The organism is Streptomyces paromomycinus (assembly GCF_003865155.1).
Lineage (GTDB): Bacteria > Actinomycetota > Actinomycetes > Streptomycetales > Streptomycetaceae > Streptomyces > Streptomyces chrestomyceticus.
Genome location: NZ_BHZD01000001.1, coordinates 5,889,656 through 5,910,567 on the forward strand (window position 1 = coordinate 5,889,656; position 20,912 = coordinate 5,910,567).

Annotated in this window: 17 protein-coding genes; 11 read left to right on the forward strand and 6 right to left on the reverse strand. The window is 74.8% G+C overall.

Features of this window, described 5'->3' with window-relative positions; translation table 11 throughout:
* The first annotated feature begins 267 nt into the window (after positions 1–267).
* Positions 268–1,659 (forward strand): cystathionine beta-synthase, encoded by a 1,392-nt coding sequence (locus OEIGOIKO_RS25235; protein ID WP_125055933.1) that lies wholly within the window; start codon positions 268–270, stop codon positions 1,657–1,659.
* Between the two features lie 367 nt (positions 1,660–2,026).
* Here OEIGOIKO_RS25235 and OEIGOIKO_RS25240 read toward each other — a convergent pair whose 3' ends face one another.
* From OEIGOIKO_RS25240 to OEIGOIKO_RS25255, 4 genes are all read right to left on the reverse strand, one after another.
* Positions 2,027–2,443 (reverse strand): hypothetical protein, encoded by a 417-nt coding sequence (locus OEIGOIKO_RS25240; RefSeq protein ID WP_125055934.1) that lies wholly within the window; start codon positions 2,441–2,443, stop codon positions 2,027–2,029.
* Between the two features lie 10 nt (positions 2,444–2,453).
* Positions 2,454–3,959, reverse strand: coding sequence for a purine-cytosine permease family protein (locus OEIGOIKO_RS25245; RefSeq protein ID WP_125055935.1), 1,506 nt, complete (start codon positions 3,957–3,959; stop codon positions 2,454–2,456).
* Between the two features lie 66 nt (positions 3,960–4,025).
* Positions 4,026–4,655: a cysteine dioxygenase gene (locus tag OEIGOIKO_RS25250; protein ID WP_246177526.1), complete on the reverse strand. Its 630-nt coding sequence runs from the start codon at positions 4,653–4,655 to the stop codon at positions 4,026–4,028.
* An 11-nt stretch (positions 4,656–4,666) separates the two neighbouring features.
* Positions 4,667–5,563, reverse strand: a complete 897-nt coding sequence (locus tag OEIGOIKO_RS25255; RefSeq protein WP_125055936.1) for an amidohydrolase family protein — start codon at positions 5,561–5,563, stop codon at positions 4,667–4,669.
* Between the two features lie 167 nt (positions 5,564–5,730).
* Between OEIGOIKO_RS25255 and OEIGOIKO_RS25260 the strand changes: the two genes are divergently transcribed.
* From OEIGOIKO_RS25260 to OEIGOIKO_RS25275, 4 genes are all read left to right on the forward strand, one after another.
* Positions 5,731–6,759 (forward strand): LacI family DNA-binding transcriptional regulator, encoded by a 1,029-nt coding sequence (locus OEIGOIKO_RS25260; protein WP_125055937.1) that lies wholly within the window; start codon positions 5,731–5,733, stop codon positions 6,757–6,759.
* A gap of 170 nt (positions 6,760–6,929) precedes the next feature.
* Positions 6,930–8,462, forward strand: a complete 1,533-nt coding sequence (locus OEIGOIKO_RS25265; RefSeq protein WP_125055938.1) for an aromatic amino acid lyase — start codon at positions 6,930–6,932, stop codon at positions 8,460–8,462.
* A gap of 244 nt (positions 8,463–8,706) precedes the next feature.
* On the forward strand, positions 8,707–9,573 hold the full coding sequence (locus OEIGOIKO_RS25270; protein ID WP_125058930.1) for a MurR/RpiR family transcriptional regulator: 867 nt from the start codon (positions 8,707–8,709) through the stop codon (positions 9,571–9,573).
* A 148-nt stretch (positions 9,574–9,721) separates the two neighbouring features.
* Entirely contained in the window at positions 9,722–10,321 is a 600-nt protein-coding gene (locus OEIGOIKO_RS25275; RefSeq protein WP_125055939.1) for a hypothetical protein, read from the forward strand.
* Between the two features lie 15 nt (positions 10,322–10,336).
* Here the strand turns inward: OEIGOIKO_RS25275 and OEIGOIKO_RS25280 are convergent, their stop codons facing one another.
* Both OEIGOIKO_RS25280 and OEIGOIKO_RS25285 read right to left on the reverse strand, forming a co-directional pair.
* The gene (locus OEIGOIKO_RS25280; protein ID WP_246177527.1) at positions 10,337–11,716 is read right to left on the reverse strand and encodes an APC family permease; all 1,380 of its coding nucleotides are present in this window, start codon (positions 11,714–11,716) and stop codon (positions 10,337–10,339) included.
* Positions 11,717–11,745: 29 nt separating this feature from the next.
* On the reverse strand, positions 11,746–13,104 hold the full coding sequence (locus OEIGOIKO_RS25285) for a type III PLP-dependent enzyme domain-containing protein (protein WP_125055940.1): 1,359 nt from the start codon (positions 13,102–13,104) through the stop codon (positions 11,746–11,748).
* A gap of 152 nt (positions 13,105–13,256) precedes the next feature.
* Between OEIGOIKO_RS25285 and OEIGOIKO_RS25290 the strand changes: the two genes are divergently transcribed.
* The 6 genes from OEIGOIKO_RS25290 to hutU all read left to right on the forward strand — a co-directional run bounded on the left by OEIGOIKO_RS25290 (position 13,257) and on the right by hutU (position 20,766).
* The gene (locus OEIGOIKO_RS25290) at positions 13,257–14,516 is read left to right on the forward strand and encodes an NAD(P)/FAD-dependent oxidoreductase (RefSeq protein WP_125055941.1); all 1,260 of its coding nucleotides are present in this window, start codon (positions 13,257–13,259) and stop codon (positions 14,514–14,516) included.
* Positions 14,504–16,279 (forward strand): FAD-dependent oxidoreductase, encoded by a 1,776-nt coding sequence (locus tag OEIGOIKO_RS25295; protein ID WP_246177528.1) that lies wholly within the window; start codon positions 14,504–14,506, stop codon positions 16,277–16,279. The genes OEIGOIKO_RS25290 and OEIGOIKO_RS25295 overlap by 13 nt, the downstream gene beginning before the upstream one ends.
* Positions 16,276–17,250 carry a dihydrodipicolinate synthase family protein gene (locus OEIGOIKO_RS25300; protein WP_125055942.1) on the forward strand — a complete coding sequence of 325 codons (975 nt, stop codon included), beginning with the start codon at positions 16,276–16,278 and terminating at the stop codon, positions 17,248–17,250. Before OEIGOIKO_RS25295 ends, OEIGOIKO_RS25300 begins: the two co-directional genes overlap by 4 nt.
* 11 nt (positions 17,251–17,261) lie before the next feature.
* Positions 17,262–18,290 (forward strand): proline racemase family protein, encoded by a 1,029-nt coding sequence (locus tag OEIGOIKO_RS25305; RefSeq protein ID WP_125055943.1) that lies wholly within the window; start codon positions 17,262–17,264, stop codon positions 18,288–18,290.
* 96 nt (positions 18,291–18,386) lie between these two features.
* A complete protein-coding gene (locus OEIGOIKO_RS25310; RefSeq protein WP_246177529.1) occupies positions 18,387–18,986 on the forward strand; it encodes a hypothetical protein in 600 nt (199 codons plus the stop codon).
* 121 nt (positions 18,987–19,107) lie between these two features.
* Positions 19,108–20,766, forward strand: coding sequence for a urocanate hydratase (gene hutU, locus OEIGOIKO_RS25315; RefSeq protein WP_125055944.1), 1,659 nt, complete (start codon positions 19,108–19,110; stop codon positions 20,764–20,766).
* The last annotated feature ends 146 nt before the right edge of the window (positions 20,767–20,912 follow it).

Consider the following 20,912-nt stretch of genomic DNA (forward strand, 5'->3'; position numbering starts at 1 on the left):
TGCGGAATGCGGTGCGGAATGCGGTGCGGACAGTGGTGCGGAGTGCGGTGTGGAGGGACGGGCGGACGGGATCGGAGCGGCGGCGGAGTCGGTGGCGAGGCGGTCGCGGGGCCTGGGTCGGTACGTCGTGGTGGCGGCGGCGGAAGCGCCGTACCAAGGTGGTGCCCCGTCGGGCGGGCCGTACAACGCGCGGCGACTCCATGAGGGGTGGGCAATAGGCTGGTCGGATGGGCGCAGGACAGCGCGCCCCCGACAGCGGAGACCACCGTGCAGTTTTACGAATCCATGATCGAGCTCGTCGGCAACACCCCGCTGGTGAAGCTCAGGAACGTCACCCGAGGGATCCGGGCGACCGTCCTGGTGAAGGTCGAGTACTTCAACCCGGGCGGGTCCGTGAAGGACCGGATCGCCGTACGGATGATCGAGGCCGCCGAGAAGTCCGGCGAGCTGCAGCCGGGCGGCACCATCGTGGAGCCGACCTCGGGAAACACCGGGGTGGGCCTGGCGATCGTGGCCCAGCAGAAGGGCTACAAGTGCATCTTCGTCTGCCCGGACAAGGTGTCCACCGACAAGATCAACGTACTGCGGGCGTACGGCGCCGAGGTCGTGGTCTGCCCGACGGCGGTGGACCCGGAGCACCCGGACTCGTACTACAACGTCTCGGACCGGCTGGTGCGGGAGACGCCGGGGGCCTGGAAGCCCGACCAGTACAGCAACCCGAACAACCCGCGTTCGCACTACGAGACGACCGGTCCCGAGCTGTGGGAACAGACCGAGGGAAAAATCACTCATTTCGTCGCGGGCGTCGGCACCGGCGGCACCATCAGCGGCACCGGCCGCTACCTGAAGGAGGCCAGCGAGGGCCGGGTGAAGGTCGTCGGCGCCGATCCGGAGGGATCGGTCTACAGCGGCGGCTCGGGCCGTCCGTACCTGATCGAGGGCGTCGGTGAGGACTTCTGGCCGAGCGCCTACGACCGTACGGTCGCCGACGAGATCGTGGCGGTCTCGGACAAGGACGCCTTCCAGATGACCCGGCGCCTGGCCAAGGAGGAGGGCCTGCTGGTCGGCGGCTCCTGCGGCATGGCGGTCGTGGCGGGCCTGGAGGTCGCCGAGCGGCTCGGTGAGGACGACGTGGTGGTCGTGCTGCTGCCGGACAGCGGCCGCGGGTACCTCAGCAAGATCTTCAACGACGAGTGGATGGCGGACTACGGTTTCCTGGAGGACGCCGGTCCCGCGGCGCGCGTCGGCGACGTGCTGCGGTACAAGGAGGGCGCGCTGCCCTCGCTGGTCCACATGCACCCGGAGGAGACGGTCGGCGAGGCCATCGAGGTGCTGCGCGAGTACGGCGTCTCGCAGATGCCGATCGTCAAGCCGGGCGCCGGGCACCCCGACGTGATGGCGGCGGAGGTCGTCGGCTCGGTCGTGGAGCGGGAGCTGCTGGACGCGCTGTTCGCGCAGCGCGCGTCGCTCGACGACCCGCTGGAGAAGCACCTGTGCCCGCCGCTGCCGCAGGTCGGCTCGGGCGAGCCGGTCGGTGACCTGATGGCGGTCCTGGAGAAGGCGGACGCGGCGATCGTGCTCGTCGAGGGCAAGCCGACGGGCGTGGTGAGCCGGCAGGACCTGCTCGCCTTCCTGGCGCGGGACGCCAAGCAGGCGTAGCGCGGGACGCCGGGGCCCGGGACGGGTGGTGCGCGGCGCCGAGGACAGCCGGCGTCAAGTGACCGTCAGGAAACGGGCGGACACCGCAAGGTGTACGTATGCGTCACGCGCCCGCAGCACGGGCTTAACACTGGCCGGGCACAGTGGTGACGGTGGCGATACGGACTTCCGGAGCGGCTCCCGGACCTTCCGCAGATCGCCCGGACGCGACGGCCGGCCCTGACCCGGCCCGCGTCCCCCGCGGGGACCGCCGTCGTCCCGCCCCCGGCCCCGGCCGGGGTGCGGCGGTCCCCGCGCACCGGTCCGCGCGCCGGTCGACGTACCGGCCCCTGGGCGGGTCTGCGCACCGGCCCGCGCGCCGGCCGGCTCAGTCCCACCCGTCCGTCTCCCGCTTGCGCTTCCCGGGTGCCCACCCGAAGAGGCCGCCGGTGTGCAGCACATTGACGCCGACGATCCCGGCCCAGCTGACCAGCATCCCGATCAGGTCCGCGTGGGCGGCGCCGATCGCGGACAGCGGTATCGCCAGGACCAGGGAGACGGTGGCGAAACCGAAGCGCTCGCCGTAGCCGTTGCCGGGCGCGGACCGCGGGCGGGGCGGCAGGGCGCCGCGCGCGACCTGCAACTGCTGCTCGGCGAACTGCCGGCGCACCCGCTGGTCGACCGATGTGTCGAGCTTTTCCAGGAAGCGCTCGACCAACTCCGACTCGTACTCCGGCCCCAGCTCCTTGCGGGTCTGCAGGGTCGCGTCGAGTTCTTTCCGCAACTCCGGGTCATGGGTAGCCATGCTGCCGAGATTACGGACGGGAGGCGGGCCGCGCGGTAGGGCTTTCCCCCGTATTCGCCGGGGTGGAGCCCGGCCCTCCCGGCCCTCCCGGCCCTCCCGGCTCTCCCGGTTCTTCCGGGGCGGCGGGCGGGACGCGGCCCGTGTCGTTGCGGGTGACGGTCCAGTACAGGGCGGCGGGTACGGCCAGGCCGACGAGCCAGGAGATGTCGGCGCCGCCGAGCGGGGAGACCAGCGGGCCGGTGTAGAAGTGGGTGGCCAGGAAGGGGAACTGGGCCAGCACCCCGGCCGCGTACACCGCCAGCGCCCGGCCGTTCCAGGCGCCGTAGCGGCCCGCCGGGTCGCTGAGCGCCGGGATGTCGTACCGCTCCCTGGAGATCAGGTAGTAGTCCACCAGGTTGATCGCCGACCAGGGGGTGAAGAAGGTCAGCAGGAACAGCAGGAAGTCCTTGAACGAGGTGAGGAAGGAGTCCTTGCCGAGCAGGGCGACGGCGGTGCCCGCGAGCATGATGCCGGTGATGTGGAAGGCCCGGCCGCGCGGCGTGATCGTGCTCCCCTTGCCTCCGGCGCCGGACGGCCCCGGCCTGCGAAAGCCGCTGACGCCGGTGACCAGCGACATGAAACCGCCGTAGGTGTTCAGCACGTTGATGGTCAGCTTGCCGAGGGCGATGACGAAGTACAGCGCCGAGGCGATCAGGCCGGTGCCGCCCAGGGAGACGACGTAGGAGACCTCGTGGCCGACGAAGGCGGCGGGGGCCGCGGCGGCGGCGAGCGCGCCGAAGGTCATCGACCACTGCGAGCCGAGGACCGAGCCGGACAGCGTCCACCAGAAGGTGGCGCGGGTGGAGGTGTGCCGGGGGAGGTAGCGGGAGTAGTCGGCGACGTACGGGCCGAAGGCCAGCTGCCAGGAGGCGGACAGCGAGACGGCGAGGAGGAAGAGCGGGAAGGAGAAGGACCGGTCGTGCAGGAGCACGGCCAGGTCGGCCCGCTCCAGCAGGCGCGCGCCGAGGTAGAGGAAGGCCAGCGCGCAGACGACGCTGGCGACGCGGCCCAGCACGTGGACGAGCCGGTAGCCGACCGCGGCGGCGACGGCCGTGATCACGGCGAAGACGGCGATGCCCGGTGTGTCGCCCAGATGGGTCAGCTCGCCGACCGCCTGCCCGGCCAGGACCGTGCCGCTGGCGAAGAAGCCGATGTACATCACGATGACCAGGGCCAGCGGTACCACCGCGCCGCGCACCCCGAACTGCGCCCGGGAGGTGATCATCTGCGGCAGGCCGAGGCGCGGCCCCTGGGCGGAGTGCAGCGCCATGACCGCGCCGCCGAGGAGGTTGCCGAGCAGCAGGCCGATCAGGGACCAGAAGGCGTTGGCGCCGAACACGACGGCCAGCGCTCCGGTGACGACGGCGGTGATCTGCAGGTTGGCGCCGAGCCAGAGGGTGAACTGGCTGACCGGCGTGCCGTGGCGTTCGTCGTCCGGGACGACGTCGATCGTGCGCTGTTCCACCACTGCCGCCATCGGCTGCCTTCTTCCGCGCATCGGCTGTATGAGTTCATGCAGGATCGGCGCGGTTGAATGGAGAAATCAATACCCGGGACCGGAAAAGGAGGAGCCGGGGCTTCCCGGTACGGCTGCGGGCGTTGCCCCGGACCCGGGGGTACGGAGGTCCGCGCAGGCCGCGGGCTCCAAGGGGCGCAGCTCGTCCGCGTACGAGACCGGGAGCCGGCGCATCAGCCCGTCCTCGGTGATGGCGTACTGCCCCAGACGCCACAGCGGCGGCGAGTACGCGTGCAGGGAGACCGCGTCGTCGGTGGCGCCGGTGAGGCGGTGGATGTGGTCCGGTCCGAAGCAGAAGGAGGCGCCGGCCCGGACGGCGGTGGCCAGGTGCGCGCCGCCGATCCGCGGGTTGGACTCGGTCAGCACGCCCTGGACGACCCGCACCGCGCCGGACGAGAGGTCGTGGTCGTGCCAGCCGGTGTCGTTCTGCCGGGTCCAGCACAGCAGCCAGATGTCGACATAGGTGTCGCGGTGGAGGGAGGCGTAGTGCCGCTCGGCGTCGGAGAAGGCGACCTCGCCGCGCCAGAGGCCGGGCGCGAGGGCCAGCCGGTCGACCAGGGTGCGCAGCTCGCGCTTGCCGAGGTTGCGGGCGGGGAGGGCGGTGAAGAGCGCGGGGGCGTCGTGCGGCGGGGGTGCCGCGGGGACCTCAGGGGACATGTGCGGGCTCCTTATGCCGGGCCGAGGAGGCGGGCCGGGTTGGCGGTGCGCAGGGCGTGTACGGCTGCGGCGCCGAGGTCGGGAACGTCCGGTACGGCGTACGGGCGGTCGCTGCCGCTCACCACCGCGTCGATGCCGACGGCGCGCACGACCGCGTCCACGGCGCGCGTGCCGTAGGAGGAGGTGTCGTAGAAGACACCGGGGTCGACGCGCCCGCGGTCCCGGCCGCCGCGCGCGGCGAGCCGTTCGCCGTGCAGCGGGGCGAGGCCCGCGAGAGCGGCGAAGCAGACGCGCAGGCGCGGGTGGCGGGGACGGCCGAAGGCGCGGAAGGCGAACCAGGCGGCGTGCAGTTGCTGGAGGTACGGGGCCAGGGCGGGCCACCACGGAGGGCTGCCCGGCGGGGCCGGGGGAGCGGGCCCGGGGTGGACGAACAGGGGCCTGTCCAGGTCTTCCGCGGCGTCGAGGAGCGGCGCGCAACGCGACCACCCGGTGGCGTCGAGCAAGGCGGTGGCGGGAAGTTGCAGTCCGGCGCAGCCGCGGCGCAGCAGACGCGCGACGGAGGCGGGGCCGGGAGTCCGGGCGGACAGGCATGGCGCGGCCCAGACGCCGAAGGGCGCGGGCAGCGCGAGCGCGCCCTCGTGGAAGGCGTCGAGCAGCGGGACGGCCTCGGCGGGCGGCAGGAATTCGACGCCGAGCGGGCTGGAGAGGCAGATCAGGGCCCGGTCGAGCCCGTCGCTGCGGGCCAGCTCCGTCCGGGCGGTGAGGTCGTGGTCGGCGGGATCGACGGCGTACGGGGGTTCGCCGGGCAGGTGCAGCGTCCAGCCGTCCAGGCGGGGCGGTGTGCGGCGGGTGCGCAGCAGATCGGTGAACTGGGGTGGCCACACGTGCTGGTGGACGTCGCAAGGCACGGACTTCCTCCCGTGGGTGGAGGAGGTCAACCGCTTCAGTGATGCGATTGAGTGAAGCGATTAACCGGAACGGCGTCAAGGGAACGCCAGGGGCGCCCGCGCGCACCCGGCGGCGGACGGGCGGCACAACACGCGGGACACGCCGGTGCCTTGGGTAGGCTTCCGGCATGGTCAGGCCCCGTAAGCGCCCCACCCTCCGCGAGGTGGCCGAGGCCACCGGGCTCTCCACCGCCGCCGTCTCCTACGCCTTGCGCGGCACGCACGTCTCCAAGGAGACCGAGGAACGGGTGCGCAAGGCCGCCGCCGAACTCGGCTACGAGGCGGACCCGATCGCCCGCGCCCTGGCCAGCGGCCGGACCAGCATGGTCGGCGTACTGGCCGGCGACCTCCAGGACCTGTGGCAGCAGCAGCTGATGGCGGCGATAGGGCGGGAACTGCTCGCGGGCGACCGTTACGCCCTGATCCTCGACGCGGGCGGCGACCCGCAGCGCGAACTAGCCCTGGCCAAACAACTGCGCGACCAGCGTGTGGACGGCCTGCTGGTGTCACCGGTCGACCCCTCGGCGGCGGGCTGGGCGCAGATCGCCGAGGCGGTGCCGGTGGTGTCCATCGGGGACTCGCTGCGCCGCGCCCGTACGGCGGGCGAGGTGCTGTTCGACAACCGCGCCGGGATCGACGCCGTACTGGAGTACCTGGCGGGACTGGGCCACCGGCGGGTCACGGTCCTGACGCCGACCGGCCCGTCCACCCCCGACCGGCCCGCCGACGTGTACGTACGGGAGGCGGCCGGACGCCTCGGCATCACCGCCGAAGTCCTGCCGTGTGCCCAGGAACTGGGCGAGGCGACGGCGGTCGCGCGGCGCGTGCTGGGTGGCGGCGGGCCGGGCGGGGCGACGCCGACGGCGGTGTTCTGCTTCTCCGACTCGATCGCGTACGGGGTCTACGCGGCGGCGGCCGAGGCGTCGCTGACGGTCGGCCGGGACGTCTCGGTGGTCGGCTTCGACGACCACCCCGTCTCCCGGGTGCTCACCCCGCCCCTGACCACGCTGGACTGGGGACTCGTCGGCATCGCCGAGGAGGCGGCGCGGCTGGCCGTCGCGGCCGTCGAGGGGCGGCGCGTGCGGCGCAAGCGGATGCTGTGCGCGCCGCGGCTGAGTGAGCGGGGGTCGGCGGTACGGGTGTGCGGACGCCCGTGACGCTCGTGCAAGCCGTGGCGCTCGTGCAAGACCGTGACGCCCGTGCGGCCCGTGTCGTCCCGGACGCCCGTGACGCGGGCTCCGCGGCCCGCGGTCTTGCCCGACTGTATATCGTCATGCAGAGTCATCAGTGAGTGAATAAGGCCTGTCGGGGAAGGGAGCCGCGCGCCATGCCGTCCCGGACTCTGGACCAGGGCAGACGACCCGGCCGTAGGCCCGTAGCGGCGCGTTCCGCCGGGGCCGCGCCCACGGTCGCTCTCGACGGTCGCGGTCTCGGCGTGGCCGGGATCGCCGCGCTCGCGGACGGTGCGGCCCGCCCCGCCGCCCTGCGCGCCGCGGACCTCGCGTACGCCGAGGAGTCCTGGGCGACCGCCCGCCGCCTCGCCGCCACCGGCCGGGTCTACGGCCGCAGCACCGGCGTCGGCGCCAACCGCACCGAAGACGTGGCCGTCGCCGACGACGAACACGGCCTGCGCCTGCTGCGCAGCCACGCCGGGGCGATCGGCGACCCGCTGCCCGCCCGTGAGGTGCGCGCCATGCTCGCCGTACGCGCCAACCAGTTGCTGGCGGGCGGCGCTGGCCTGCGCCCGGCGGTGATCACCGCGCTGGTCCGGGCGCTGGAGACCGGCGCGTACCCGGTCGTCAACGAGTACGGGGCGGTCGGCACCGGCGACCTGGCCGCGCTCGCGCAGACCGGGCTGGCGCTCGCCGGTGAACACCCCTGGGCGACGCCGGGCGGCGGCCCGGCCCCCGCCCCTCTCGCCCTGGACGGCAACGACGCGCTCGCCTTCATCAGCAGCAACGCGCTCACCCTCGGGCAGGCCGCACTCGCCCTGGATGGGCTGCGCCGCCTGCTGGCCGCGGCGCTGCCGGTCGCCGCGCTCTCCCTGCTCGCGGTCGGCGGCTCCCACGAACCGTTCGCCGAGCCGGTCGTCCAGGCCCGCCCGCACCCCGGATCGGCCGCCGTCGCCGCCCGGATGCGGGAGCTGACCGGCGCCCTCGCCCGGCCCGCGCCGCCGCTGGGCCGCATCCAGGACCCGTACGGCTTCCGCTGCATCCCGCAGATCCACGGGCCCGCGCTGGACGCCGCCGACGCCCTCGACCGGGTCCTGGCCGTCGAGGTGAACGCCGCGGCCGAGAATCCGCTCATCAGCGTGGCGGACCAGGCGGCCTACCACCACGGCAACTTCTACGCCGCCCACCCGGTCCTCGCCCTGGACGGCTTCCGGCTCGCCGTGCTCCAGACCGCGCTGCTGTCCGCCGCCCGCCTCGCCGCGCTCTCCGAACCGGACCTGACCCGGCTGCGGCCGTTCCTCGGGGACCAGGCGCCGGCCAGCTCCGGCGTGATGATCCTCGAATACGCGGCCGGGGCCGCCCTCGGCGAACTGCGGGCCGCCTCGCAGCCCGCGTCCCTCGGGCACGCGGTCCTCTCCCGGGGCGTCGAGGAGCAGGCCAGCTTCGCGTCGCTCGGCGCCCGCCAGACGCTGCGCGCCTGCGTCACGTACCGGCGGGTGCTCGCCTGCGAACTCGTCGCGGCCGTACGGGCGCTGCGGATGCGTGCGCTGGAGCCCGAGCCGGACGTACCGGCGGCCCGCGCCTTCGCCCTGGCCGCCGGGGCGCTGGACGCGCGGATGGCGGACCGGCCGCTGACGGCGGACGTGGCGGTGGCGGAAGGGCTGCTGGACGGGCTGGCCGCGCTGTGAGCCGGGGCGAAGGAGCCGGAGCGGGCGGCGGGGACGCCGGCGGGCAGCGGGACGGGGAACGTGCCCCGATTACGTACAGTCGGGCGGCGGGACGGGACCCGCGCGGTACACCGCCGCCCCGCACGACCAGGAACGACACGAAGGCCGGGAGCACGGCCGCGAACACGGCCGGGAGGCAGCGATGAACGGGGACGGCGGCGAGGACCGCGGCGGTACGGCGGCGGAAGCGGAAGCGGACGAGGGCATGCGGGGGACACCGGAGTCCGGTCCCGGAGCGGACACCGGCACGGCGGCGCGCCTGCAGAAGCTCTTCGAGGGCCACCGCCTCACCCCGACCCAGCGGCGCATCGCGCACTGCATGGTGCGTCGGGCCGCCGACGCGCCCTTCCTCTCCAGCGTCGAACTGGCCGAACTGGCCGGGGTCAGCCAGCCCTCGGTGACCCGCTTCGCGGTCGCCCTCGGCTTCGACGGCTACCCGGCGCTGCGCAAGCACCTGCGCGAGGTCGCGCCCGCCGCGACGGCGCGCGGCACCGGGACGTACAACGAGTACCAGCAGGCCGTGCAAGCCGAGATCGACAACCTGCGGCACCTCGCGGCGGTGCTGGCCGACCCGGGCCCGGTGGTCAGGGCGGGCCGGCTCTTCGCGGCCTCCCGGCCCCTGCCGGTCCTCGGGCTGCGGGCGGCGACCGCGCAGGCCGCCGGTTTCGCGTACTTCGCCCGCAAGGTCCACCCGGACGTCCGGCTGCTCGACGAGGGCGGCACGATGCTCACCGACCGCATCGACGCGGCGGTGCAGGCGGGCGCGAGCACCCTGCTGTGCTTCGCGCTGCCGCGCCACCCGCGCGAGGTGGTGGACGCCCTGGAGTACGCGCGTGCCGCCGGGCTGACCGTCGTGACGGTCGCGGACAGCGCCTTCGCGCCGGTCGCCCGCCACACCGACCTGCTGCTGCCCGCCGCGGTCGGCACCGGCCTCGCCTTCGACACGGCCTGCGCGCCGATGCTGCTCGGCCGGGTGCTGCTGGAGGCGATGTGCGACGCGCTGCCGGACGCGCAGGCGCGGCTGGAGGAGTTCGACGCGAAGGCGGCCGAGCGGGGGCTGTTCGTGGAGTGAGCCCGGGCGGGCCCGAGTGGGCCCGCCCGGCCCTCTTGGCGCACCTCCGGCACCCCTGCGGCTTCACGGAATTCTCAGACGGGCTGGCTACCATCCGCCGCCGTGACGTCGGTCCGTAGCCGGACCGTGGAGCGAGGAGGAGGTTGTCGTGGGTCGCGGGGCTGTTGCGCTGGCGCGGGTGGCGGTGCTGGTACGGGCGCCGGCCGGATGGCTGTGGTGGCCGGGTGTGCTGGCCGCGGGGGCGGGCGCGCTGGTGCCCGGACTGACCGGGCGGCGGATCGGGGTGTACGCCGGGGCGGCGCTGTTCGTCGTCGCGGCGTACGTGGTCTTCGCGGTGCGCCGCAAGCGGTACGCGCACCTGGCGAAGGCGGCGTCCCGGGCCGGCAAGTCGGCGATCCTCCAGGACCGTGCGGTGACGCTGCGGGTCTGGCGCCGGGCGCACCGCTGGTGGCTGCTGCCGGCGTTCCTGGCGGCGCTCGGCTCCTCGTTCGCGCTGCCCGCGGCGGGCGGGATGCTGCTGGCCGGGGCGGGGCTCGGGCTGTGGGCCAAGGCGCTGTGGCTGGGCCGCTGGGAGCGGGACCACGACGCGCTGCTGTGGGTCCGTACGGAGGCGGCCGTACGCGGCGGGCCCGCGGGGCGGGACGTCCGCGGCTATCTGACGACGGGCGTGGCGGCCAAGGACGCGCGTCCGGGCGGGGCGAAGGGGGCCCGGCCTAAGGCGGCCCGGCCCAAGGCGGCAAAGGCCTGACTGCGGCGGGGGGAGTCACTCCTCCCGCGCGCGCAGTACGAGCCGGTTCACGCCCCACAGCGCGATGCCGATCACCACCAGCACCGCGGCCCGTACGTACACCTCCACCGCCCGGTCGGCCAGCGGACTGGCCAGGACGAGGGCCCCGGCGGCGCCGAGCACCGGGAAGACGGTGGGCGTACGGAAGTGCCGGTGCGGCACCCGGTCGCGGCGCAGCACCAGCACCGCCACGTTGACGACCGCGAAGACGCACAGCAGCAGGAAGGCCGTCGTGTCGCCGAGCCCCTCGATCTCACCGGTGAGGACCAGGCCCAGGGCCAGCGCCGTGGTCAGCGCGATGCCGACGACGGGCGTGCGGCGGCCCGGCAGGACGCGGGCCACGGCGCGCGGCAGGATGCGCTCGTTGGCCATGCCGTAGCACAGCCGGGAGGCCATCATCATGTTGATCAGCGCGGAGTTGGTGACCGCGCACAGCGCCATCAGCGCGAACACCGCCGGCGGGAACGTCGCGCCGCTCGCGTGCACCACCTCCAGCAGCGGCGCCGACGACTCCTGGAGCCGGTGGTGGTCGACGAGCAGCGACGAGACCAGGGCCACCAGGACGTAGACGGTGCCGGTGATCCCCACCCCGAGGAAGATCGCGCGGGGGAAGTTCCGGCCGGGGTTCCGGGTCTCCTCCGCCATGTTCACCGAGTCCTCGAAGCCGACGAAGGCGAAGAAGGCGAGCCCGGTGGCGCCCAGTACGCCGGTCAGCACCGCGAAACCGGTACCGCCGGTGTCCAGCTCGGCCAGCCGCGCCGGCTCCCCGCCGCCCGTCCAGACCGCGGCCACCCCCAGCCCGATGATGATCAGCAGGCCGGACACCTCGACCACAGTCAGCACCACGTTCGCCCTGACCGACTCCGCCACGCCGCGCAGGTTCAGCGCGGCCAGCGCCAGCACGAACACCACCGCCACCAGGGTCGGCGGCAGATCGGCGAAGGTGCGCAGGTAGTCCCCGCTGAAGGCGCGGGCCGCGGCGCTCGCCGAGGACAGGCCCGAGCACATCACCATGAAGGCGACCAGGAACGTCAGGAACGGCACCCGGAACGCCTTGTGGGTGTAGAGCGCGGCCCCGGCCGCCTTCGGGTACTTGCCCACCAGCTCCACGTACGAGGCGGCGGTCAGCGCGGCGATCCCGAAGCCGATCACGAAGGGCAGCCACAGGGCGCCGCCGACCTTGCCCGCGACCTTGCCGGTGACGGCGTACACGCCGGTGCCGAGGATGTCCCCGACCACCAGCAGGACCAGCAGTCCGGGACCGATGGCGCGGCGCAGGGAGGTGCCGGAGGCGTTCGGGTCGCTCGGGCCGCTCGGGTCGGCCGGTCCCGGGGTGTCCGTGGAGGGGGTCCGCATGAGCCCGGGATGCCCGCTCCGGAAGATCTTTAGAGCTGGGTGAGCGCGTCCCCGTACGCGCCGCCGCTCTCCGCGACCAGTTCGGCCACCCGCTGCGCGGCCCGTACGGTCGCCCAGCGCACGCCCCCGTCCGGCCCCGGCGCGTACCCGTGCACGCCGGGGCGGGGGAGTGAGTTGTACGCGAAGTGGGTGGAGAAGTAGTACGCGCCGGTGTCCAGGAGGGCGACGTGGTCGCCCGGCTCCAGGGGCGGCAGCGGCCGGGCCCGCGCGACCAGGTCGCCCGCGAAGCAGCAGGGCCCGGCCACGTCCTGGGCGACCGCGTCGCCGGTCTTGGGGCGCCCCTGCGCGTCGTACGCGGCGACCCGCACCGGCCAGGCCTCCGGCGCGAAGACCGTACGGGTGGCGATCTGCGCCCCCGCGTGGGTGACCGCGACGCGCCGCCCGCCGGCCGACTTGGTGTACTCGACACGCGCCAGGACCAGCCCGTGCTTGGCGAGCAGCGAGCGGCCGAACTCGGTCACCAGCCCGTACCGGCCGTCGAAGAGCCCCGGCACGGTGCGGTGCAGCAGCCGGGTGTAGTCGCGGTACGCCGGCGACACCGCGTCGGACGCGAAGTTCACCGGCAGGCCGCCACCGATGTCCAGCGTGCCGACCTGGGCCCGCGCCGCCTTCTCGTTGATCTCCTCGGCCAGCTCGTACAGCACCCGCACCCCGTCCGCCATCAGCTCCAGCGGCATCCCCTGCGACCCGACGTGGGCGTGCAGCCGGGTCAGCCACGGCCGGTCGAGGAAGGCCTGGACGACCCGCTCGCGGGCGTCCTCGTCGCGCAGTGCCACGCCGAACTTCGACGTATCGGTGGCGGTGCTCATCGCGTCGATGCTGCCGCCGCCGAGCTGCGGGTTGACGCGCAGGCCCAGTGGCGAGGAGGTCGGCGCGGAGGCGGTCAGGGCGTCCAGGCGGTCCAGCTCACCGAAGCTGTCGGCGTTGACGGCGATGCCGAGGGCGAGCGCCTCGCGCAGCTCGGCGGGGGTCTTGGCGGGCGAGTCCAGCACGGTACGGGCCGGTGGCACACCGGCCGCGCGGGCCAGCGCCAGTTCGCCGGGACTGGCCACCTCGCAGCCCAGCCCCTCCCGCGCGAGCAGGCGCAGTACGGGGACGAGCGAGGCGGCCTTGACGGCGAAGGCGTGCAGGACCGGCGTGCCGGGCGCGGTGAACTCCGCGAAAGCGGCGCGCAGTTCGGCGGCGGACCGGCGGATCCCGGTGACGTCCAGGAGCCCCGCGACGGGGTCGGCCGCGCTCACCAGCCCCTGGGCGACGGCTGCCGCGACGGCACGGTCCCGCAGGGCGGCGTCGGAGGAGGGCGGGGGCGGGGGCGTCGCGGGGTTCATGGCACCACTCCACCACCTGCCCGCCGCGGCCGCCATCGACCGGCCCGGCCCGCAGGCGGTGTTGACCTCTCCGGCAGGCGGCAATAACGTCGCGGCGCTCTCCCGAGGGGTCCCTTCACGCAGACGCGCGAGCGGAACGGTGGTGCGGGTTCATGCGATACCGGCACGTCCAGGCGAGACCGGCGGGGCGGCACGGCTCCGCGTACCCGCCGTCCCGGCTCCCGTACCCCGACGTGGCCGTGGTCGGCAGCGGCATCATCGGCGCGGCCTGCGCCGAGGCGCTCACCCGGCGCGGCGTCCGCGTCACCGTGCTGGACCGCGCGCCGCTCGCCTCCGGCACGACGGCCCACGGTGAGGGCAACCTGTTGGTCTCCGACAAGCCGTCAGGACCCGAACTGACCCTGGCACTGGCCTCGTCGGCCCGCTGGCCGCGGCTCTTCGCGGAGCTGGGGGAGGAACTGGGCGCGGGGCTCGCCGAGCGCTGCGAGTACGAGGCCAAGGGCGGCCTGGTCGTCGCCCTCGGGGAGCCGGGCGCCCGGGCGCTGGCCGGGTTCGCCGCCGCCCAGCGGGCCGCCGGTGTCACGGCCCACGAGGTCGCACCGGACGACGTGCACGCCTGCGAACCGCACCTCGCGCCGGGCGTCCGCGCCGCCGTCCACTACCCGCAGGACGCCCAGGTCCAGCCGGTCGCGGCGGCCGCCGCGCTGCTCGGCGCCGTACGGCGACGCGGCGGCACCCTGCGGCCGGGGGTACGGGCGCTCGGTGTCGAACGCGGCACGGACGGGCGGGTGACGGCCCTGCGCACCTCGGCCGGGACGCTGCCGTGCGGGGCGGTCGTCAACGCCTGCGGGCCGTGGGCGGGCCGGTTCGCCGAGGAGGCGGGCGTGCCGCTGCCCGTCCTGCCGCGCCGGGGCCTGGTGCTGGTCACCGCGCCGCTGCCGCCGGGTACGGTCCGGCACAAGGTGTACGACGCCGACTACGTGGGCGCCGTCGGCAGCGGCGACGCCGACCTGCGCACCTCGACGGTGGTCGAGGCCACCCGGGGCGGGACCGTGCTCATCGGGTCCAGCCGGGAGCGGGCCGGCTTCGAGGAACGTTTCCGCGTCGCCGTCCTGCGCGAACTGGCCCGCAAGGCGGCGGCGCTGTTCCCGGTGCTGGGCCGGGTCCCGGTGATCCGCGCGTACGGCGGCTTCCGCCCGTACACCCCCGACCACCTCCCGGTCGTCGGACCGGACCCGCGCCTGCCGGGCCTGTGGCACGCCACCGGGCACGAAGGCGCGGGCATCGGGCTGGCCCCCGCGACCGGCGAACTCCTCGCCCAGCTGTACGCGGGCGAGCGGCCGTGCCTCGACCCGGAGCCGTACCGGGTGGCGCGGCCGGGCCTGGCGGAGGAGGCGCGGTGTTCCGCGTGACGGTCGACGGCGCCGAGCGGTGGGCCCGTAGCGGCCAGACGGCCGCCGCGGTCCTGCTGGCGGCAGGGCGCGCCTCCTGGCGGACCACCCGGGGCGGCCGCCCGCGCGGGGTCTTCTGCGGGATCGGGGTCTGCCACGACTGCCTGGTGGTCGTCAACGGCGTACCGGACGTACGGGCCTGCCGGCGCGTGGTCGAGGCGGGCGACCGCATCGAGACGCAGGAGGGCACGCCGTTGCCGTGCTTTCCCCCGGAGACGGGCGTGGACGCGCCTGAGGGGACGGTGCGCGACGTGCCGGTGGTCGTCGTGGGCGCCGGCCCGGCGGGCCTGGCGGCGGCGCTGGCGGCGGCCGGGGCCGGGGCACGGGTGGCGCTGGTGGACGAGGGGCAGCGGCCGGGCGGGCAGTTCCTCCGGCAGGCGGCCGACGGTCCGGAGCGGGGCGCGGCGGTCCGCGCCGTACAGGAGCATCCGTGCATCGAGTGGCTTCCCCGGTGCACGGTCTGGGCGCTGGAGCCGGGGGGCGCATCGTGCACCGGTACGGACGGCGGCTGGACCGTACACGTCCTCCAAGGGCCCGCCGACGCCCCCGGCCGAACGGCCCACACCCTGCGCACCGCCGCGCTCGTCCTGTGCACCGGCGCGTACGACCGGGCCCTGCCGTTCCCCGGCTGGGACCTGCCGGGCGTCGTCACGGCGGGCGCGGCGCAGGCCCTCGCCAAGGGCCAGCGGACGGCGATCGGCCGCCGGGTGGTGGTCTCCGGCACCGGACCGTTCCTGCTGCCGGTCGCGTCGTCGCTGCTCACCGTGGGGGCGCGCGTCCTCGGCGTGTACGAGGCGGGCTCGCCCGCCGCTTGGCTGCGCACCCCCGTGGCCGCGCTCCGCGACGGGCACGCCAAGCTGCCCGAACTGCTCACCTATGCCGCCGGTCTGGCGCGGCACCGCGTTCCCTACCGGGCCCGCCAGGCCGTCGTCGCGGCGCACGGACGGGAGCGCGTCGAGGCGGTGACGGTGGCCCGCCTCACCGCCGACTGGCGCATCGTGCCCGGCACCGAACGCCGCGTCGAGGACGTCGACGCGGTCTGCGTCGGCTACGGCTTCACCCCGCAACTCGAACTCGCCCTCGCCGCGGGCTGCGCACTGCGCGACAACTCCTGGGTCGCGGTGGACGCCTGGCAGCGGACCTCCGTCCCCGGCGTGTACGCGGCGGGTGAGCCCACCGGCATCGGCGGCGCGGCACTCGCCGCCGCGGAAGGCGAACTGGCGGGGCTGGCGGCCGCCCGCCGGACGGTGCCCGCCGCGGCGGCCCGCGTCGTGGCGCGCGCCCCGGCCGCCCGGCGGCGGGTCGTCGCGGGCCGCCGCTTCGCCCGGCTGCTCGCCGCGGCCCACCCCGTACGCGACGGGTGGCACACCTGGCTCGGCGAGGACACGCTCGTCTGCCGCTGCGAGGAGGTCCCGTACGGCGTCCTGCGTACGGCGGCGGGGGAGCGGGGGACAGGCGGCGTGGACGGTGGGGCCGGCGGGCCCGACGGGGGCAGCCTCGCGGCCGACGGCATGTGCACGTTCAAGCTGACCACGCGTGTCGGCCTGGGCCCCTGCCAGGGCCGGATCTGCGCCCGTAACGCGGCCGCACTCAGCGGCCCGGACGCCCTCCCCGACCCCCAGACCGCCGACCGCCGCCCGATCGCCCAGCCGGTCCGCCTCGCGGACCTGGCCGCGCCCGGCCCCGTGCCCCCGACCCCGCCGTACCGAGAGGACCCGTCATGACGGACCACGCGACGCCGCAGTCCCGTACGTCCCGCACCGCCGCCTCCCGTGCGCCGCTGACCGGCGTCATCGTCGCCACCACCCTGCCGTACGCCGAGGACCGGAGCGCCCCCGCCGGGCTCCGGCCGGACCTCGACCGGTACGCCGAGCACTGTCGCTGGCTCGTCGACAGCGGCTGTCACGGCGTCGGGCCGAACGGTTCGCTCGGTGAGTACTCCTCGCTCACCGACGACGAGCGGCGCGCGGTGGCCCGTACGGCCGTCGCGGCGGTGGGAGGGGACGCGCGGGTCGTCGTCGGCGTGCACGGGGTCGGCTCGCACCAGGCGCGGCACTGGGCGGAACTGGCGGCCGAGGACGGCGCGGACGGCGTGCTGTGCCTGCCGCCCACCCTCTACCGGGCCAACACCGCCGAGGTCGTGCGCCACTTCGAGGAGGTGGCGGCCGTCGGCCTGCCGGTGATGGTCTACAACAACCCGCTCGACACGAAGGTCGACCTGACGCCGGAGACGCTGCGCGAGGTCGCCGCGATCGACGGGGTCGTGGCGGTCAAGGAGTTCTCCGGGGACATCCGCCGGGTGCTGCACATCAAGGAGCAGGCCCCCGGCCTGGACGTGGTGGCGGGCGCCGACGACCTGGTGCTGGAGGCGCTGCTGATGGGCGCCACCGGCTGGTTCGCCGGCTTCCCCAACGTCTTCCCCGCCGCCTGCGTACGCCTCTACGAGCTGGCCCTGGCCGGGCGGGTGGCCGAGGCGCGGGAGCTGTACGAACCGCTGGTCGCCGCGTTCCGGTGGGACTCGCGCACCGAGTTCGTGCAGGCGATCAAGCGCGGGATGGACATCGTGGGCCGGTACGGCGGGCCCTGCCGGCCGCCGCGCGGCCCGCTGCTGCCCGAGCACCGGCGGCAGCTGGACGCGGATCTGCGCGGCGCCGTGCAGGCGCTGGAGATCTGGGCGAAAGCCGAGGGGCGGTGACGGCCGACGGCATGAAGGCCTCCTTCACCGCCCGCAGCGTGCACACCTTCAGCGCCGTGGACTCGCACACCGAGGGCATGCCGACCCGCGTCATCACCGACGGCGTCGGCACCATCCCGGGCGCGACCGTGGCCGACCGCCGCCTCCACTTCATCGAACACCTCGACCACATCCGCCAGTTGCTCGTCAACGAACCGCGCGGGCACCCCGCCATGAGCGGGGCGATCCTCCAGCCGCCGACCCGGCCCGATGCCGACTGGGGCGTCGTCTACATCGAGGTCTCCGGCTGCCTGCCGATGTGCGGGCACGGCACGATCGGCGTCGCGACGGTCCTGGTCGAGACGGGCATGGTGGAGGTCACCGAGCCCGTCACGACCGTACGGCTGGACACCCCGGCCGGGCTGGTGGCGGCCCGGGTCGCGGTCCGCGACGGCCGCGCCGAGCACGTCACTCTGCACAACGTCCCCTCGTACGCGCACGAACTGGACGCCGTGGTGAAGGTGCCCGGCCACGGCGAGGTCCGCTACGACCTGGCGTACGGCGGCAACTTCTACGCGATCACCCCGCTCGCCGCGCTGGGCATCCCGTTCGCCGCCGCCCACCTGGACGAGATCATCGCCGCCGGGCTGGCGGTGCTGGCCGCGGTGGACGGACGCGACCGGCCCGTCCATCCGGCCGACCCGGCCATCTCCGGCTGCCACCACGTACAGTTCACGGCCCCCGGCACGCCGGGGGCGGACGGCTCGGACTCCCGTAACGCCATGGTCATCCACCCCGGCTGGCTCGACCGCTCGCCCTGCGGCACCGGCACCAGCGCCCGGATGGCCCAGCTCCACGCGCGCGGCGAACTCCCGCTGCACCGGCCTTTCGTCAACGAGTCCCTGATCGGCACCCGCTTCACGGGGCGGCTGGTGGACACCGCGCGGGTCGGCGGCCGGGCGGCGGTCGTGCCCACGGTCACCGGGCGGGCCTGGATCACCGGCACGGCCCGGTACGTCCTCGACCCGAGCGACCCGTTCCCGCGGGGGTTCGTGCTGTAGCGGAGGCCGTGGCGGGTTCCCGGTTCCGGGTGTGCGGCTGCGAAGGTGAACTGTCGTGCGCGGCCGTCGCGCACGAGCGAAGAGGAAGCGGAGTACATGTTCACCAAGGGGATATCGGGCCGGCAGTACGCGCGGCGAGGGGCCTGCACGCTGGCCGCCGCGGCCGCAGTGCTGGCGTTGCAGACCGGAACGGCGGCGGCTTCGGGTACGGGCGAGGCGCCGGCCCCGGCGGCGCACACGGCCCCGGCTCCCGCACCTGCCCCCGCGCCTGCCTCCGCCGTACGGATCACCGAAGGCCAGGTCCGTGAGGCCGCCCCCGGCGGCACACTGCTCTACCCGAGCGTGACCAGTTGTCTGACCGTGACGGTCCGCCTCGCGGACGGCGGCCTGGTGGGCGCGCACGCCAGCCTCTTCCAGGTGCCGGGGGAGTACCGCTCCGACCGCATCCTCGGCGCCCTGCGGGACCGGGTGGGCGGCCGGGACGTGACCGCGGTGGAGGTCAGGGGCGCGGTCGGCGCCTGGCTGCCCGGCTACTTCACCAAGGCGATCGAGAGCTACGGGGACGGCGAGAGCGTGCCGTTCCCCTCCGAACCCGACCCCGGCGGCCTGGCGGCGGCGGTGGCGGACGGCCTGGGACAGCCGGACGCGAAGGTCACGGTGACGGACGTGCCGGACGGCGACCAGACGGTGCGCTGAGGGAACGGCCGGCGGGCCGGGGCGGCGGACGGACCGCCCCGACCTGTTGACTAGCCCTATTCAGCGCCCCAAGATGTGAATAGCTCGATCCATTCGCATCGACGTCAGGGAGGCACGGCCCATGTCAGGACCGCGACCCGTGCGGGCACCGCGCGGTACGGAACTGAGCGCCCGGGGATGGCAGCAGGAAGCCGCGCTGCGCATGCTGCAGAACAATCTCGACCCGGAGGTCGCCGAGCACCCGGACCAGCTCGTCGTCTACGGCGGCACCGGCAAGGCCGCCCGGGACTGGCGCTCCTTCGACGCGATGGTGCGCACGCTGACCACGCTCAAGCAGGACGAGACGATGCTCGTCCAGTCCGGCCGGCCGGTCGGCGTCATGCAGACGCACGAGTGGGCGCCGCGGGTCCTGATCGCCAACTCCAACCTGGTGGGCGACTGGGCCAACTGGGAGGAGTTCCGCCGCCTGGAGGCCCTGGGCCTGACCATGTACGGGCAGATGACCGCCGGTTCGTGGATCTACATCGGCACCCAGGGCATCCTCCAGGGCACGTACGAGACGTTCGCCGCCGTCGCCGCGAAGAAGTTCGACGGCTCGCTGGCCGGCACGATCACCCTCACGGCCGGGCTCGGCGGCATGGGCGGCGCCCAGCCGCTCGCCGTCACCATGAACGACGGCGTCGCCATCTGCATCGACTGCGACCCGCGAGCCATCGAACGGCGCATCGAACACCGCTATCTGGACGTGCGGGCGGACAGCCTCCAGCACGCCCTCCAGCTCGCGGTCGAGGCCCGTGACCAGCGCAAACCGCTGTCCATCGGTCTGCTCGGCAACGCGGCGGAGCTGCTGCCGCAGATGCTCGCCGACGGCGCGCCGATCGACATCGTCACCGACCAGACCTCCGCCCACGACCCCCTCGCCTACCTCCCGGTCGGCGTGGACTTCGCGGACATGGCCACCTACGCGGCCGAGCAGCCCGCCGACTTCACCCGCCGGGCCCGCGAGTCGATGGCCCGCCACGTGGAGGCCATGGTCGGCTTCATGGACGCCGGCGCCGAGGTCTTCGACTACGGCAACTCCATCCGCGGCGAGGCCGAACTCGCCGGATACAAGCGCGCCTTCGCCTTCCCCGGCTTCGTGCCCGCCTACATCCGGCCGCTGTTCGCCGAGGGCAAGGGGCCGTTCCGCTGGGCCGCGCTGTCCGGCGACCCCAAGGACATCGCCGCCACCGACCGGGCCATCCTGGACCTCTTCCCGGAGAACGAGTCGCTCGCCCGGTGGATCAAGCTGGCGGGCGAACGGGTGCACTTCCAGGGCCTGCCGGCCCGGATCTGCTGGCTCGGCTACGGCGAACGCGACAAGGCGGGCGAGCGTTTCAACGACATGGTCGCCGACGGCACCCTCCAGGCTCCCCTGGCCATCGGCCGCGACCACCTGGACTGCGGCTCGGTGGCGTCCCCGTACCGGGAGACCGAGGCGATGCTCGACGGCTCCGACGCCATCGCCGACTGGCCGCTGCTCAACGCCATGGTCAACGTCGCCTCCGGCGCCTCCTGGGTCTCCCTGCACCACGGCGGCGGCGTCGGCATGGGCCGCTCGATCCACGCCGGACAGGTCACGGTCGCCGACGGCACACCGCTGGCCGGCGAGAAGATCCGCCGGGTGCTGACCAACGACCCGGGCATGGGCGTCATCCGCCACGTCGACGCCGGGTACGACCGCGCCGACGAGGTCGCGGCCGAGCGCGGCGTACGCATCCCGATGCGGGAGGGCGAGTGACCCCGGCGTACGACGGTCCGGCGTCCGGCGACCCGGCGTCCGGCAGCCGGGCGGACGGCGGCCGGGCGGACGGCGGCCGGGCGGACGGCGGCCGGGCGTCCGACGGCCGAGCGGCGGACGGTCGCGCGTCCGCCGCCGCGCCCGGC